13 protein-coding genes and 1 tRNA gene are annotated in these 16,127 nt (G+C 38.7%); 7 read left to right on the plus strand and 7 right to left on the minus strand.

Annotated features, from left to right (window positions below):
- Positions 1-111 precede the first annotated feature (111 nt).
- Complete coding sequence (locus AC1DDK_RS02010) at positions 112-753, minus strand: hypothetical protein (protein ID WP_337715313.1); 642 nt, start codon at positions 751-753, stop codon at positions 112-114.
- A 129-nt stretch (positions 754-882) separates the two neighbouring features.
- Between AC1DDK_RS02010 and AC1DDK_RS02015 the strand changes: the two genes are divergently transcribed.
- Genes AC1DDK_RS02015 through AC1DDK_RS02040 form a run of 6 tightly spaced genes read left to right on the plus strand, consistent with a single transcriptional unit; the run spans position 883 to position 6,160 of the window.
- Positions 883-2,568: a DNA polymerase/3'-5' exonuclease PolX gene (locus AC1DDK_RS02015; RefSeq protein WP_477633788.1), complete on the plus strand. Its 1,686-nt coding sequence runs from the start codon at positions 883-885 to the stop codon at positions 2,566-2,568.
- A 44-nt stretch (positions 2,569-2,612) separates the two neighbouring features.
- Positions 2,613-3,593, plus strand: coding sequence for a D-glycero-beta-D-manno-heptose-7-phosphate kinase (gene rfaE1 / locus AC1DDK_RS02020; RefSeq protein ID WP_337715318.1), 981 nt, complete (start codon positions 2,613-2,615; stop codon positions 3,591-3,593).
- Between the two features lie 5 nt (positions 3,594-3,598).
- On the plus strand, positions 3,599-4,153 hold the full coding sequence (locus tag AC1DDK_RS02025; RefSeq protein ID WP_337715320.1) for a D-sedoheptulose 7-phosphate isomerase: 555 nt from the start codon (positions 3,599-3,601) through the stop codon (positions 4,151-4,153).
- 2 nt (positions 4,154-4,155) lie between these two features.
- The gene (gene rfaE2 / locus AC1DDK_RS02030; protein ID WP_172660611.1) at positions 4,156-4,656 is read left to right on the plus strand and encodes a D-glycero-beta-D-manno-heptose 1-phosphate adenylyltransferase; all 501 of its coding nucleotides are present in this window, start codon (positions 4,156-4,158) and stop codon (positions 4,654-4,656) included.
- 12 nt (positions 4,657-4,668) lie between these two features.
- Positions 4,669-5,649 (plus strand): glycosyltransferase family 9 protein, encoded by a 981-nt coding sequence (locus AC1DDK_RS02035; protein WP_246269520.1) that lies wholly within the window; start codon positions 4,669-4,671, stop codon positions 5,647-5,649.
- A 10-nt stretch (positions 5,650-5,659) separates the two neighbouring features.
- On the plus strand, positions 5,660-6,160 hold the full coding sequence (locus AC1DDK_RS02040; RefSeq protein WP_477633789.1) for a SixA phosphatase family protein: 501 nt from the start codon (positions 5,660-5,662) through the stop codon (positions 6,158-6,160).
- Here AC1DDK_RS02040 and AC1DDK_RS02045 read toward each other — a convergent pair.
- The 6 genes from AC1DDK_RS02045 to AC1DDK_RS02070 form a co-directional block, all read right to left on the minus strand.
- A complete protein-coding gene (locus AC1DDK_RS02045; RefSeq protein WP_337715322.1) occupies positions 6,157-7,020 on the minus strand; it encodes an AMP nucleosidase in 864 nt (287 codons plus the stop codon). The two genes, AC1DDK_RS02040 and AC1DDK_RS02045, sit on opposite strands and share 4 nt — an antisense overlap.
- Positions 7,021-7,227: 207 nt before the next feature.
- Complete coding sequence (gene clpX, locus AC1DDK_RS02050) at positions 7,228-8,469, minus strand: ATP-dependent Clp protease ATP-binding subunit ClpX (protein ID WP_172660614.1); 1,242 nt, start codon at positions 8,467-8,469, stop codon at positions 7,228-7,230.
- Between the two features lie 2 nt (positions 8,470-8,471).
- Entirely contained in the window at positions 8,472-9,167 is a 696-nt protein-coding gene (clpP, locus tag AC1DDK_RS02055; protein ID WP_068890234.1) for an ATP-dependent Clp endopeptidase proteolytic subunit ClpP, read from the minus strand.
- A gap of 217 nt (positions 9,168-9,384) precedes the next feature.
- Positions 9,385-10,731: a trigger factor gene (gene tig / locus AC1DDK_RS02060; RefSeq protein ID WP_477633790.1), complete on the minus strand. Its 1,347-nt coding sequence runs from the start codon at positions 10,729-10,731 to the stop codon at positions 9,385-9,387.
- Between the two features lie 70 nt (positions 10,732-10,801).
- Positions 10,802-10,883, minus strand: a tRNA-Leu gene (locus AC1DDK_RS02065).
- 479 nt (positions 10,884-11,362) lie between these two features.
- Positions 11,363-13,501, minus strand: coding sequence for a prolyl oligopeptidase family serine peptidase (locus AC1DDK_RS02070; protein ID WP_430709519.1), 2,139 nt, complete (start codon positions 13,499-13,501; stop codon positions 11,363-11,365).
- Between the two features lie 131 nt (positions 13,502-13,632).
- On the opposite strand from AC1DDK_RS02070, the gene AC1DDK_RS02075 reads away from it, so the two are divergent.
- A complete protein-coding gene (locus AC1DDK_RS02075; protein WP_337715326.1) occupies positions 13,633-16,080 on the plus strand; it encodes a M1 family metallopeptidase in 2,448 nt (815 codons plus the stop codon).
- Positions 16,081-16,127 lie beyond the last annotated feature (47 nt).

A 16,127-nucleotide genomic window follows, 5' to 3' on the forward strand; every position in this document is an offset into this window, starting at 1 on the left:
AACGCATCGTCATACTTTAGAACGCACCGTCATCTCCTTTGGTTAATCAAAGGAGATGACGAAAGCCTCAAAACGACAGCCCTAAAATCAGCAGCGTCAAACAATCTTTCTTTATTGAACTTTATTCCAACCCGGATGTATCGTTAAATATGTACTATTTACCGATACTTTTTTAGGATGTACTGTAATGGCAGTAGTAAAAAAATGATCTCCTTTATTCCTTACATCAAAAGCTATCCCCTCATCCTCTGCATCATAAACAACTAAAGTATCTTTTTTAACAGTGCTCACATAAATCTCGGCCTTTTTTACATTCGGAAAAACTGCCTTTATCTCATCAAGAGATACTCCAATCCTTAAACCCTTATCAGTTCTGTAATTCGAAGCACTCACCACAATCTGCTTAACGTCTTTAGTAACCATCGTGCTATCCTTATAAGATGAATAAACCGACAGCATTCCTTTTTTGGTATCAGTTGAATCTCTGAGGTACCATATCCCCCACGCCTTTCCCATCGCGGCATCACCGTCATTTGGATTCCCTAAAATCTTAAAAACCTCTTGCATGTCTTGCCCTAAAAACACATTATCAATCGACTTGCCCGGAACAATCATCAGATCTCCGGAATACTCTGGAAATGCACCGGCAGGAAGACGGGCCTCTTTGTCCTCCTCTGTCGTCTTTTTATTTGGTTCATTGCAGCCCAAAACCAGAGCCAGCAAAAAAACACTTAAAATATTGAATTGTCTCATAGCAACATAAGGTAAAAAAACCATGCCAATAATAGTTTAATCAAAAAACCGAGCGTTTTTATTTAATTTAGCAACGATGGAATTATCCTAAAAAATAGCTCCATTACTGTTAAGGTAAAAAATAACTCAATGGAAAACAAGACCATCGCCCGTACCCTCCGTCTCCTGTCTCAATTGATGGAACTACATAATGAAAATCCTTTTAAAATAAAATCAGTGGCTAATGCCGCTTTTAAAGTAGATAAACTGCCATTTGCCATTAAAGATAAAACGCTCGAAGAAATCGCACTCATAGATGGCCTTGGCAAAAGTATATCGGCAAAAGTATGGGAGTTACTGCAGACAGGCTCCATGGTTGAACTTCAGACCATCCTGACCGAAACACCCGAAGGAATTGTAGAAATGCTGGGCATTAAAGGTATTGGCCCTAAAAAAATATCAGTTATCTGGAAAGATCTCGCTATCGAAAACATTGGCGAACTTTATTACGCCTGCAATGAAAACAGACTTATTGAAGCAAAAGGCTTTGGTCTGAAAACACAGGAAGAGATCAAGAAAGTTATTGAATTTCAGATGGCAGCACATGGCAAATTCCTGTATGCCCAGGCAGAAGGATTTGTTAACACACTATTTGGAGACCTTGCCATATGGCTTAGGGGCATCAGCGGAGAGCCGCTTTTAGGTGTTGCCGGAGCATACCGCCGCTGTMTGGAAATTATCGAAGAAATAGAACTCGTAATTGGTGCCGAGCGCATCGAAGAAGTAGTTACAAGAATATCAGAATTTGAGCCTTTACAATTTGAAGCGCAGGGCGATGATGCACTTATAGCACACAGTCCTACAGGTCTTAAAATCAAACTTTATGTGGTAGCCAAACACGATTTCTACCTCAATTGGTTTAAATTAACCGGCAATGAAAAACATGTTACCGATGTTTTAACTTTAGCAGGCAATGGCCCCTTTAATGATGAGCAATCTATTTATCAAAAAGCCGGATTAGCATTTGTTGAACCGGAGCTTAGAGAGGGATTAAATGAAATAGAATTGGCAAAGGCAAACAAACTGCCTCAGTTAATTACCTACAATGACCTAAAAGGAAGTTTACATAACCACTCTACCTGGAGTGATGGCGTGCATACCCTGGAACAGATGGCGCTTTATTGTAAAGACAACCTGCAATTAGAATACCTGGGAATTTGCGATCATTCAAAATCCGCATTTTATGCCAATGGCCTAAACGAACAACGCGTTTACGCACAGCATCAGGAAATTGAAGCATTAAATGCTAAACTTGCTCCATTTAAAATATTTAAAGGAATAGAAAGCGACATCCTTTTTGATGGTTCATTGGATTACAGCGACGACATCCTTAAAACGTTTGATTTTGTAGTTGCATCTGTACACAGCATCCTGCGTATGGACGAAGAAAAAGCTACTTCAAGATTAATAAAAGCGATAGAAAACCCATATACTACCATACTAGGACACCCTACCGGCAGATTACTGCTTAGCAGAAAAGGTTACCCAATAGATTATGCCAAAGTAATTGATGCCTGTGCTGCAAATAATGTAGTTATAGAAATCAATGCCAACCCTTTGCGCTTAGATCTGGATTGGCGCTGGCATCGCTATGCGCTTGAAAAAGGCGTTATTTTATCTATAAATCCGGATGCCCACAGAACAGAAGGCTTCCATGATATGAAGTATGGCGTGTTAGTGGGCAGAAAAGGAGGCCTGGAGGCCAAACAATGCTTAAATAGTTATTCTGTAAATGAAATAGCAGATCATTTTAAAAACAGGTTCAACAATATTTAATCATTATAAAAGCCATTATGCTTACCTTTGACCTATAATAGAGCATGCTAAAAGAAAAACTACATAATGCACATCACAATAATCCCGCTCCGGATATATTAGTTATAGGCGATCTCATGTTAGATCACTACATCTTCGGGTCGGCCACCAGATTATCACCAGAAGCACCAGTACCAATCCTAAATGCACATAGAGAATCAAAAATTATTGGTGGTGCGGCAAACGTAGCCAGCAACCTGATTGATCTTGGGGCTAAAGTTCATCTTGCCGGAATTGTTGGTAATGATCTGTTTGCGGCCGACGTAATAGAGATATTAACAACAAAAGGCATAGATAATCGATTGATTTTAAAAGATGACAGCAGAGTAACTACCGTAAAAACCCGGGTTATTGCCGGAAATCATCAAATTGTTAGAATAGACAAAGAGGATATCCACAACATCTCTGCTGAACTGGAAGAATCTTTTTTTGCTTTCATTGCCCCCTATATAGAAAAAGCAGATATTGTAGTCCTTTCAGATTACAATAAAGGATTACTTACTCCAACCCTATCCTTAAAAGTCATTGGTTACTGCCAATCGCTTGGTAAAAAAACCCTTGTAGATCCAAAAGGAATGGATTATAGTAAATATGAAGGTGCTTTTCTTATTAAACCGAACAAGAAGGAACTGGCAGAAGCTGCCAAAGCAGAAAAAATCAATTCTGATGAGGATTTAATTAAAGCTGCTCACGTTATTCTGGACTCCACCAAGGCAACCTATCTGATTGTAACACTTTCAGAAGCAGGAATTGCTATTATTACTAAAGAAGATTATAAAATCATACCTGTTGCCGCTACCGAAGTTTACGATGTAACCGGCGCCGGAGATACCGTAATAGCCACTTTAGCGTATTGCCTATCACTAGACTTTAGTGTTGAAGAAGCGGCAACTATCTCTAATTACGCGGCATCAATTGTGATTAAACATATTGGCAGTGCAACTACCAGCATTGAAGAAATCATTGCATCTTTAAAAACCAATTAACATTCATGGTATTAGACGAATTAAATCATCATAAGGCAACCATTGAGAAAGTCATTTCGAACCTTGTACCTCAAATAGAGAGCAGCTGTAAACTAATTACAGATACCTTGCTTTCGGGTGCTAAAGTACTGTTGGCCGGAAATGGGGGAAGCGCTGCCGATGCACAGCATATTGCCGCAGAACTTACCGGTAGGTTTGTTAAAGAGCGCAAGGCACTACCTGCAATTGCACTTACGGTTGATACTTCGGCACTAACCGCAATAAGCAATGATTATGGTTACCATAGCGTATTCGAGCGTCAGTTGCACGCGCTAGCCAATCCTTCAGATCTATTTATTGCGATATCTACAAGCGGCAACAGCGCAAACATTATAAACGCCTTAAAAGCAGCAAAAGAAATTGGTTGTAAAACACTAGGTCTCTCTGGCAGAGACGGTGGCCAGATGAATAAACTTTGCGATATAAATATTGTAATCCCTGAAGACAATACTGCCAGAATACAAGAAATGCACATCCTGATTGGGCACATTCTTTGCACCGCAGTAGATCAATCATATTAATTATGGCAAAAGATTCAAAACAGACTCTTGTACAAAAAATAGTATCCAGAGATACGCTAATTGATAAGGCCCGTAAGTGGAAGGCTGAAGGTAAAAAGATAGTATTTACAAATGGCTGTTTTGACATCATACACCCTGGCCATATCGCCTACCTTGGCGAAGCTGCAGATCTGGGAGACATACTTGTTGTTGGTTTAAATACCGACAATTCTGTATGCCAACTTAAAGGCGAGAACAGGCCAATAAATAATGAGTTTAGTCGCACACAACTTATTGCATCTATGTTTTTTGTTGATGCTGTTGTCCTTTTTAGTGAAGATACTCCCCTTGATTTAATCAACGCAGTTCAACCTGATGTATTGGTTAAAGGTGGAGATTACAACCTCGATAATATTGTGGGCGCAAAAGAAACAATTGCCAATGGAGGTGAGGTTAAAGTACTTAACTTCTTGCCGGGTTATTCATCAACAAGTATTATAGAAAAAATAAAAGGTTCACAATAAGAAATTATTGATTTGAAAACACCTAAAAAGATTATTGTAATAAGGTTTAGTTCCATGGGGGATATCATTTACACAACCCCGGTAGTGAGATGCCTCAAAGAACAATTACCTGATTGCGAAATACATTTCCTTACCAAACCCGCATTCAAATACATTTACCAGAATAACCCCTATTTAACTAAACTTCATACGCTTAAACCAAGGTTATCTGATACCATTAAGGATATTAAAGCTGAGAATTTTGACCTGATTATAGACCTGCACAATAACCTGCGTACTTCTATTATCAAATTCAAAACCGGACTACCCTCTTCTACTTATAAAAAAGATAGAATAAGTAAATGGCTGGCATTAAAATTCAAATGGAATAAACTCATTTCTGGAAAACATCTGGTAGACAGATATCTTGAAACCGTGAAGTTTCTTGGTGTAAAAAATGATGACAAGCCTATTGATTATTATATCTCTAAAGAATATCATTTATCAGAATTTTTACCTCCATCTCATCAGCAAAAGTTCGTTGCCTTTGTTATTGGAGCCACTCATTTTACCAAAAGGCTGCCTAATGATAAGATCATAGAAATATGTAATAAAATAGATCTTCCTGTTGTTTTATTGGGGGGGAATGATGTAAAAGAGAATGCCGATATAATTAAGGAAGCTACTGGCGATAATGTATTCAGTACCTGTGGGATTACAAACCTGGATCAATCTGTTTTTCTGATCTCTAAAGCCCATAAGGTAATTGGATTTGATACCGGACTGACGCATATTTCAGAAGCTTTTGACAAGCCATTAGCGTCTGTATGGGGCGGCACCACACCTGATTTGCTAGGGGTACATCCTTATAAAATATCACAATCATTAATTGTTGGAGAAGACCTGGCGTGTAGACCGTGTTCAAAGTTTGGTTTAGAGAGATGTCCCTTAGGACATTTTAAATGTATGAAAAACATTCATACCGATAAGATTGTTAGTTTTATAAACTCATAAGAACGCTTATATGAAGCAATTGCTATTAGTAAGACACGGTAAATCAGATTGGGCCAATTCCCATCTTTCAGATTTCGACAGGCCATTAAATCCAAGGGGACACAGAAATGCACCAGAAATGGCGTCAAGGATACTTCAAAAAAACCTTGTTCCGCAATTATTGGTAAGCAGCCCTGCTTTAAGAGCAATTACTACCGCCAAACATTTTTCGCAAGTATGGCACAAATCTCCTGATCAGATCAAAGAAGAAACTGCTATTTATGAAGCTGATGTGAACACCCTTTTAAAGGTTGTAAACAAGCTGAATAATAAATATGACAGAGTAGCCATATTTGGGCACAACCCGGGATTTACAGATTTTGCAAACTACTTAAGTGATGCAAGTATCTATAATATCCCTACCTGTGGAATTGTTATGATAGAATYTCCTACAGATGACTGGGCTGAAGTTAGCCACTTTGGCGGAACGCTGATTGAATTCGATTCCCCCAAAAGTACTGATGGTGACTAAAAATGAAGGTGCTTAACTGTAAGTCCGTTATTAATTAGTTGCATTAACGAATCTACCCCTATTCTTAAATGAGTTTCCACATAATTAGTGGTTACACTGCTATCGCTTTCGGCAGTTTTTACGCCTTCAGGAATCATTGGCTGATCAGAAACCAGCAGTAAAGCTCCGGTAGGTATTTTATTGGCAAATCCAGTGGTAAAAATAGTTGCGGTTTCCATATCTACTGCCATTGCACGTAAGCCTTTCAGGTATTTCTTAAAGTTCTTGTCGTGCTCCCAAACCCTGCGGTTGGTGGTATAGCAAGTTCCTGTCCAATAATCTCTCGAGTGATCTCTTATTGTTGTTGATATCGCTTTCTGCAAAGCGAAGGCAGGTAATGCCGGTACTTCTGCAGGCAGGTAATCATTTGATGTCCCCTCGCCTCTTATCGCTGCTATAGGCAAAATCAAATCGCCCAATTGGTTTTTCTTCTTTAACCCTCCGCATTTGCCTAAAAACAAAACTGCTTTAGGAGAAATTGCGGTTAGCAGATCCATCATAGTAGCCGCCATCGGGCTTCCCATACCAAAATTGATAATGGTAATTCCATTTGCAGTTACGCTTTGCATCGGCTTATCTAATCCTAAAATAGGTGCATTGCCGTTCCACTCAGAGAACATTTGCACATATTTACTAAAATTTGTTAGCAAGATGTATTGTCCAAATTCTTCTAATGGTCTGCCGGTATATCTTGGCAACCAGTTCTTAACAATCTCTGATTTAGATTTTAAACCACCTTTTACAGGAGATTCAATTTCTTTAGTTCTTTTTGCTTTCGCTACTGCTTTTTCATCTTTTTTTACGTCTTTTTCTTCGTTCATATATTTATCCTTTCTTTATTATTCTTTTTTTGAGGTGTATGCTAAACTTCTGTTATCCAATTAAGTATGAGCCCGTCATCCTAAATCTTGTAGTCTTCGGCTACTTCTTCGTCATCTCGACGATAGGAGAGATGACGGCTTGGCGTGCCTACAACCTTAACCAATATATTAAAAAAAAATCCCCGGTAAAACCGGGGATTTAAATTTCTAAGCAGCTTTTAACTTTTTAAAGTCGGCCTTCTCAAATTTCTCCACGGCATAGTCGAGTGAAATACTCAATTCCTGGACACTCGCGTCCGATGGTATTTCAAACATCGCATCAAGCATAATCGCTTCGCAAATAGAGCGTAAGCCCCTTGCACCAAGTTTATATTCCATTGCCTTATCAACAATGAAATCTAAAACCTCATCTTCAAATACAAGCTTTACATTCTCATATTCGAATAGTTTCACATACTGACGCAACAATGAGTTCTTAGGCTCAGTAAGAATGTTGCGTAAAGCCTGCTTATCTAATGGGTTAAGGTGCGTTAAAACCGGCACACGACCAATAAGCTCTGGTATTAATCCAAATGATTTTAAATCCTGAGGAGTGATATACTTGTACAGGTTTTTAAGATCCAACTCTTCGTCGTCCTTTTTAACTTTGTAACCTACAGCCTGTGTACGCAATCTGTTCGCTATTTTACGTTCAATACCATCAAATGCACCCCCGCAAATAAACAAGATGTTATTCGTGTTCACAGGGATCATCTTCTGATCAGGGTGCTTACGACCACCCTGAGGCGGAACGTTTACTACAGTACCTTCTAAGATCTTCAACAAGGCCTGTTGTACACCTTCTCCCGATACATCTCTGGTGATTGAAGGGTTATCACTTTTACGTGCCACCTTGTCAACCTCATCGATATAAACGATACCACGTTCTGCCGAAGCCACATCATAATCAGCCGCCTGCAATAAACGTGTTAATATGCTTTCAACATCCTCTCCTACATAACCTGCTTCGGTAAGCACCGTTGCATCGCATATACAAAAAGGCACATGCAATATCTTTGCAATGGTTTTAGCCAGTAAAGTTTTACCTGTTCCTGTTTCGCCTACCAGCATGATGTTGGATTTTTCAATCTCAATCTCGTCAGCTTTATCAATCTTCTGACTCAACCTTTTATAGTGGTTATACACTGCCACAGAAAGTACTTTTTTAGCATCATCCTGACCAATAACATACTGATCAATATGCGCTTTAATTTCCTGTGGTTTTAACAAGGTGATCGAAGGATCTAAAGCTTTACCTTTTTTGCTGCCCAGCTCCTGTACCAGAAGCTGATTCGCCTGAGCAACACATTTATCACAAATGTATGCATCAAGCCCTTCGATAAGCATTAAAGTATCCTGCTTACCTGAGCCACAAAAAGAGCAACGCGATTCTTTATTTTGTTTAGCCATTTTTAATCTTTCTTACTACTGGCAACCAGTACTTCATCAATCATTCCAAAACCTTTCGCCTCCTCAGCTTTCATCCAGTAATCACGGTCTGAAGCTTTTTCTACCCACTCATAAGATTGTCCGGAATGATTAGAAATGATATCGTACAATTCCTTTTTTAATTTTAGCATCTCCCTAAGGTTGATCTCCATATCTGAAGCCACACCCTGAGCACCACCAGAAGGTTGGTGAATCATTACACGTGAGTGAGGTAATGCAGCACGTTTTCCTTTAGCTCCTGCTACCAATAAAACCGCTCCCATTGAAGCCGCCATACCGGTACAAATTGTAGCCACATCAGGAGTGATGTACTGCATGGTGTCGTATATACCTAAACCGGCATAAACTGAACCACCTGGTGAATTGATATAAATTTGAATGTCTCTATTGTTATCTGTCGACTGTAAAAACAACAATTGAGCTTGTATAATGTTTGCATTTCCGTCATAAATAGCATCACCTAAAAAGATAATCCTATCCATCATCAAACGAGAGAAAACGTCCATTTGCGCTACATTAAGCTGGCGTTCTTCAATGATATAAGGTGTCATGCTTTTTGGAGAGTTGTTTGTTGCTCCAATAAAACGATCAACATTTAAACCGTTTATACGGTGATGTTTAACTGCATATTTTCTAAACTCGTCTTTATCTATTTTCATAAGTTCCTATTTTTCTTTTATCTGTTATGAAGCTTCCTCAGGAGGTTTCAGAAGTTCCTATTTTCTAATATTTGTCACCAAAGTAGCTAAACTAAATTGGTAATTTATTGTGGCATTGTAAAATTTGAATATCTTTTATATAAATAAGGCGGCCTTAATAAAGCCGCCTTATTCTTAAAACTATAAAATTAATTGTGTTTGCTGTTACCAGCCTTTCTTATTTTAATTMTATAAATTTATTATAAGCTATTTCTTTTTGGTCTAAAGTAGCAACTGATTGAATGTGTTCGAAAACTTTAATCGCTTTTACTTCATCAAAAATACGGTTAGCGTTGTCTTTCTCTTTAAGGAAAGTAGCAGTGTACTGAGCCAATTGATCTTCCGGCATCGGAGCTGGACTGTACATTCTAAATTGTGCGTCTAAACGTTGTTTTGCTGTTTGGAAAACATCTTCGTATTTAATCTCGATGTTATTGTCTTTCATCAATTTGTTTTCGATTAAAGTCCATTTCAAGTTTTTAGCGAAATCATCATAACCTTCAGCTAATTCTTCGTCAGTTAGTTTTTCGTTAGTAGCTTTTAACCATTTACGTAAAAACTCATCTGGCAAATCAATTTTAACACTGTCAGTAAGTTTAGTATACATATCGTTTTGTAATTTACGATCTGCATCTTGCTTAAACATGCTTTCGATTTCTTCTGTAATTCTGGCAGTAAAACCAGCCTCATCAGTTACTTCACCTGCACCAAATAATTTATCAAAGAACTCTTGATTTAAATCAGCTTCCTCTAAACGGTTTACATTTTTAACCGTTGCCTGGAATTTTGATTGTAGGTCTTTGGCATCTTCTTCGCTGATGTTTAATAATTTGGCTATTATAACCTCATTTTTATCAAAAGCTTTTTGAACGTCAAGCGTAACTACATCATCCTTTTTTAAACCAATTAAAGATTTTAAAATCTTTTTATCAGTAACCTGATCTAAACGAATAGACCCTGTTTGTGTAATGCCACCTTCAAAAACTGAACCATCGGCAGAAAGTTGTGCTAATTCGGCATAAAGTACGTCTTCTTCTGCCGAAACTTCAGGGTTTGTCATTTTGCCATAGCTTTTGCGGATGTTTTTGATACGTGCAGCTAAAGTTTCTTCGTCAGCTTTAACAACATATTGAGTAAACTTGTCTTTAGAAGAAAGGTTTAAATCAATAGCAGGTGCTAATCCTAATTCATAATCAAATTCAAATTCGTCTGTATAATCCCATTTGAATTCTTTAGAATCATCCATCACAGGCAAAGGCTGACCAAGAATTTCTACTTTATTATCAGTTAAGTGCTTATTTAAAGTTTCGCTTAACAGATTGTTGATTTCTTCTACAAGAATACTTCTGCCATACATTTTTTTGATGTGAGCAGGAGGAACCATTCCTTTACGGAACCCAGGAAGGTTTGCTTTTTTAGCTTGTTCTTTTATAGTCTTATCAACCTTTTCAGTATAATCTTCAGGTGCAATTTTAATTTTTACAACTGCGTTTAAGTCGTTAATTTTTTCCTGTGTAATGTTCATCTTTCTGAATCAATATTTTTATAACCGTCTTTATATAAAAATTCCCCCGTGTTGCGGGGGAATTTTTGTGTGCGGAAGAAGGGACTCGAACCCCCACGCCGTGAAGCGCCAGATCCTAAGTCTGGTGCGGCTACCAATTACGCCACTTCCGCAGTTAGGATTGTTTTAGGACTGCAAAGATAGAGATAGTTTTCAATTCTCAAAACCCTTTTTAAAATATTTTCAATAAATATTTAATACCCCTCTGCCCTATTCTCATTACTTACTCACCATCAAAATTTCACCCTTCTGATAACCAGCAAAATACATTTGAAATTTTTAATGCATCAATAAATTTCATGAATAAAAAAAAATTAAAATATTTTTTCATTTAACTGTTTTCCGGTAGAGTCGTCGCTAGTTTTCAATCAAAAAGCCATGAAGACATACTCGTTATCCTGAAATCGTGCTATAGCACATGCTGTCGTCGAGATGACGAGCGTATTAGAATGACGCTTAGTACTAACTAATCACCTCCTGTATAGCCAGAGCAGGAGGCGACATTGCTTATCAGGACGTGACATTCTTTTATTGCCCCACCCCTCTTACCATCCGAGAAACCCAGGAGTTGTGGGTGCATCTCTTCTTTCAGTTACCTATATCCCAAGCCCATATTGTAGAATAGAAAGGCCCATTTGTCGGCAATCTCTTCAATAGCTTTATCTGTCGGTTTACCGGCACCATGCCCGGCGTTGGTCTGTATACTGATCAGCACCGGTTCATCACCTCCCTGCCGCTCCTGCAAGGTTGCCGCAAACTTAAAAGAGTGCGCAGGCACAACTCTGTCGTCATGATCGGCAGTAGTAACCAATGTTGCGGGATATTTCCCTCCTGCTTTTAAAGCATGCACGGGCGAATACTTATGTAAATACTCAAACATCTCTTTTGAATCTTCCGACGTTCCATAATCATAGCTCCAGCCTGCTCCTGCCGTAAATTTATGGTAGCGCAACATATCCATTACCCCAACGGCCGGAAATGCTACCTTAAACAGCTCTGGTCGCTGCGCCATGGTAGCTCCAACCAACAACCCGCCATTTGAACCACCCATTATTGCCAGGTAATCTTTAGAAGTATACTTAGTTGAAATCAAATACTCCGCCGCAGCAATAAAGTCGTCAAATACATTTTGCTTTTGGAGTTTAGTTCCTGCAAGATGCCATTTTTCGCCATACTCGCCACCACCACGCAGATTAGGGACTGCATAAACACCTCCCTGCTCCAGTAAAACAACTATAGAAGTACTAAACGCAGGAGTTAAACTAATATTAAAACCTCCGTAACCATATAACACAGTAGGATTTTTGCCATTTAGCACTAGTCCTTTTTTATAGGTAATGATCATTGGCACCTTAGTGCCGTCTTTAGAAGTATAAAATATCTGTTTAGACTCGTATTTTGATGGATCGAAATCGATACCCGGCTTTTTATAGACTTCCGATTGGCCTGTAGTTACCGAATATTTAAAAATTGTAGTTGGATAAACATAGGATGTAAAGGTATAAAATAGCTCTAGCTCCTTCTTTTTACTGCCAAAGCCAACAGCTGTACCTATCCCGGGCAACTTAATTTCATGTTCCAGTTTACCGTCCATATCATACTGCAATACCATCGAAACTGCATCCTTAATGTAATTAGCAAATAGCTTACCTCCACCGGTTGATGGGCTTAATACATTTTCTGTTTCTTTGATCAGGTCTTTCCAGTTTGCAGGTTTGGGATCGGCAGCATCCACAGTAACGATGCGTCCATTTGGCGCGTCAAGGTTTGTATATATGTACAACTTGCTGCCAATATTATCAATGATGCTATGGTTTTGTTCAAAATTATCGACCACAGGGATAATGGCAGAATTGGCCACAGAAAGATCCTTTATGTACAACTCATTACCTGATGTAGAATTAGCAGCAGAGATAATCAAATAGCGTTCATCTTCTGTTAAGCCTGCACCAATATACCTGCGTGGAGTTTTTGCACCTCCAAATACCAGCTGATCGTCTTTTTGCGGCGTTCCCAGTTTATGGAAAAACAATTTATGTTGTTCTGTTAACCCTGATAGCTGGCTTCCCTCTTTAGGTTTATCGTAGCTGCTGTAATAGAAGCCGGTATTGCCTTGCCAGGCTATACCAGAGAATTTTACGTCAATAAGTGTATCGCCAATAATTGACTTATCGGCTGCGTGCATCACAACAACGCTGGTCCAGTCTGAACCTCCTGCCGAAAGCTGATATGCTACCAAACTTCCATCTTTAGAAAAACTGATGTCGGCCAATGAGGTGGTTGCATCTTTAGAAAACGTATTTGGATCCAGAAATACTTCAGGCTCTCCGCCTTCCTTTTGACGATACAGAAGGCTTTGGTTTTGCAAACCCGTGTTTTTATAGAAATAAGTATAATCGCCTTCTTTAAATGGCTGAGAATACTTTTCGTAATTCATCAACTTTGTTAATCGTTCTTTTATGACTTTTCTGAAAGGAATTTGGGCCAGGTACTTTTGGGTTACTGCATTTTCTGCTTTTACCCATGCTTTGGTATCCTCTGCACGATCATCTTCCAGCCAACGGTACGGATCTTCTACTACAGTTCCAAAATAGGTGTCTTTTATGTTTTCTTTCTTTGTTTCCGGATAAGTTATTGCCATTTTTTGTAATGTATTGTTTTTTTGAGCCTGAGCAAAAATAGGGAACATAATGACAAGTGCGATCAGGCTGTTTTTAAATGTTGTTTTCATAGCCAAAATTGTTTTACCTAAAATTTAATATTGAGATTATGTTCATAAAATTAAACAAAAAATACGCACACAACACTGTTACTTTTCTTTATTACTACGAATACGTAACTTGGGCGCTTTAATTAACTTTAATGAAGAACTTATTTTGCAAATCGGCCAGGGTTGGACTGGCACTCATGTTAACTTCCATCGGTGTTTGGGCTCAGGCCCCTTACCATGCATCATCTACAAAAATAAATGCATTAGTGCACACAAAATTAGATGTAAAGTTCGACTACTCAAAACGCCATCTAATTGGTAAAGAGTGGGTAACATTAAAGCCTTACGCCTACCCAACAGATTCGCTAACCCTAGATGCTCAGGGCATGGATATCAGAACTATTGCATTAGTAAATGGGAAAAACCTGCAAACGTTAAAATACACTTACGATGAAGAGCAGCTAAAAATACAGCTGGGAAAGAAATTCTTACCAGGCGAAGCCTACACCATTTTTATTGATTATACAGCAAAACCTGATGAATTAAAAGTAAAGGGCAGCGCTGCCATAACAGATGCAAAAGGTCTTTATTTTATTAATCCAGACAGTGCGGTTAAAGGGAAGCCGGTACAGATCTGGACGCAGGGCGAAACAGAAGCGTCTTCTGCTTGGTTCCCCACTATAGATAAACCAAATCAAAAAACTACAGCCGAAATTAGCATTACTGCGCCGGCTAAATACGTAACCTTATCAAACGGAAAACTGGTAAGTCAGCTAAAAAATGCCAATGGAACCCGTACAGATACCTGGAAAATGGATCTGCCACATTCTCCTTATCTATTTATGATGGCAGTTGGCGATTTCAAAATCTATCGTGATAAATGGAACAGTAAAGAAGTAGACTATTATCTGGAACCTGCTTACGCGCCTTATGCCAAACAAATTTTTGGGCTTACCCCAGAAATGATAGACTTCTATTCTAAAACACTTGGTGTTGACTATCCCTGGAATAAATATAGCCAGATTGTAGTTCGTGATTACGTAAGCGGTGCAATGGAAAATACCACTGCCACCTTACACGGTGCTTACGTACAACGCACACCAAGAGAAATGCTTGATGAAAATTTCGGACAGGCAGAAAGCACTATCGCGCACGAATTGTTCCATCAATGGTTTGGCGATTATGTTACGGCTGAAAGTTGGAGCAACTTAACTGTAAATGAATCTTTTGCCAACTATAGCGAATATTTATGGGCAGAACATAAGTATGGAAAAGATGCTGCCGATGCGCACAATTATGAAGACATGAGCCAGTATCTAGGTTCTAAAAAAGAAGCTTTAAAGAACCTGGTACGCTTTCATTATGCCGATAAAGAAGAGGTTTTTGATGCGGTATCTTACCAAAAAGGCGGTCGCATTTTAAACATGATGCGCAACTATTTGGGCGATAAGGTTTTCTTTAAAGGCTTAAATATCTATCTGAAACAAAACGCTTTTAAAAATGGTGAAGCTCATCAATTACGCCTGGCCATGGAGGAAGCTAGTGGACAGGACATGAACTGGTTCTTTAACCAATGGTATTTTAATGCCGGTCATCCGAAAATAAGTATAGACTATGCATGGGATGAAAGCGCGAAAACTCAAAAAGTAACACTTAAACAAACTCAGGCGGGAGATCCTTTTACCTTACCTATGGCCATAGATGTGTATACCGGGGCCAATAAAAAGCGTTATCAGGTAACATTTAAAGATGCAGTACAGACTTTTACATTTGCCAGTGCAACTAAGCCCGACCTTGTGAATGTTGATGCCGATAAAGTTTTATTAGCTGAAAAAGACGACCATAAATCCTTAGCCGAGTTTGCATTTCAATATGCACACGCTCCTTTATTTATGGACAGACTTGAAGCGATAGAAGCCGCTGGAAAAAACAAAAAAGATGCAGAAGGTGCAAAGGTTTTACTTTCGGCATTAAACGACAAGTATTATACGTTAAGAATGCAGGCAATAGATTCAATTGCGGCAGATGATTCAGAACTTTTTAAAACTGCAATGCCTGCAATTCAAAAACTGGCCACTTCTGATCCGAATACCCTTGTGCAGGCACAGGCAATTTCCATTATAGGTGGCAATAAAAATGCTGCTGATTTAGCATTGTTCAAAAAAGGGCTTGAAAGTAAATCGTATGCCGTTCAGGGATCGTCATTAATGGCTCTTGCTTTACAACAACCTGAAGAAGCCCTAACTGTCGCTAGAGCGCTTGAGAAAGACAACAAAGCATCACTTACACAAGCAATTGCATTTGTTTATTCAAAATTTGGTTCAGAGAAAGAATTACCTTTCATTACTGAGAAATTTACAGCAATGTCTGCTCAGGAACAAATAGAGATGATTCCTGCTTATGTAAACATATTAGGCAAGGTTAGCGACATTAATGAGCTAAAAAAGGGAGTTGATCTTGTTAAAGCCATCGGATTGAAATACAAAAGCTATGGCTACAATAAATATGTTACTAACTTCCTGCTGCAACTTAAAAAGCAAAAACAAGGAGACCAGGCTGCTTTGAGCTATACTGACAGCGCAATTGATGAATTGAAATAACAAACAACAAATTGAATTAACACAAACTTTATATACAAACCACACAA

The sequence above is a fragment of the Pedobacter sp. 05T44 genome, assembly GCF_056395985.1.